The organism is Mycobacterium sp. 4D054 (genome assembly GCF_052245755.1).
Taxonomy (GTDB): domain Bacteria; phylum Actinomycetota; class Actinomycetes; order Mycobacteriales; family Mycobacteriaceae; genus Mycobacterium.
In genome coordinates, this window is record NZ_JBQQCF010000149.1 from 1 (window position 1) to 904 (window position 904).

The 904-nt window shown below is 64.7% G+C and carries 1 pseudogene and 1 other annotated feature; the pseudogene reads left to right on the top strand.

What is annotated here, in order from left to right:
• Nucleotides 1–53: 53 nt before the first annotated feature.
• A pseudogene (locus ACTWP6_RS30325) lies at nt 54–904 on the top strand (IS3-like element ISPfr13 family transposase); the annotation flags it as partial.
• Nucleotides 323–457: a sequence feature (AL1L pseudoknot), on the top strand. It overlaps the preceding pseudogene by 135 nt.

Below are 904 nucleotides of genomic sequence, written 5' to 3' on the forward strand. Positions count from 1 at the left end.
TGAAGCGCCCCAGGTTTGATGCCGCATCTTTCTGAGTTGGAAGGATGCAAACCATGCCGAAGAAGATCGACCCGAACGTCAGGGAGCGCTGTGTGCGGCAGGTGCTGGATACCTTGCCGCTGTACCCGTCGGTGACTGCCGCGTGTGAGGCCGTCGCGCGGCGTGAGGGCGTTGGGAAGGAATCGGTGCGCCGCTGGGTCGTGCAGGCCCAGATCGACGGGGGTCAGCGTCAGGGCGCTACGAGCGAGGAGCTCGCTGAGATCAAGGAGCTCAAGGCCAAGGTGCGCCGGCTTGAGGAGGATAACGAGATTCTGCGGCGGGCCTCGATTTTCTTCGCGGGGGAACTCGACCCCCGCAACCGATGATCGTCGCGTTCATCGACGAGCTGCGGGCCCAGGGCCACGCGGTCGAGTCGATCTGTCGAGTCCTGCGTGAGCAGGGCGCGCAGATCGCCGCGCGGACCTACCGTGACTGGGCACGGGCCAACCGGCCTGTCGCTGACCGGACGATCACCGACGCCATGGTCACCAATCAGGTTCGCGACCTGGTCTGGACGGTCGATCACGCAGGAGTGCGGCGGATGACCCCAGAAGGTCTCTACGGCCGCCGGAAAATGACAGCGCTCGTGAAGCGCACCACCCCCAACGCGTCGCCGGGCAGCGTGGACCGAGCGATGAGATTGCTTGGCCTGCAGGGTGTCCGACGCTCAAAGGGGATCCGGACCACTATCGCGGCCAAGGACGGTAAGCGCGCCGGTGATCTCCTCGATCGGGACTTCACGGCCCAAGCACCCAACCGCACCTGGGTCATGGACTTCACCTACGCCCGCACCTGGGTTGGATTTGTCTACGTCGCGTTCATCCTCGACGTGTTCGCCCAGAAGATCATCGCGTGGAACGTGGCA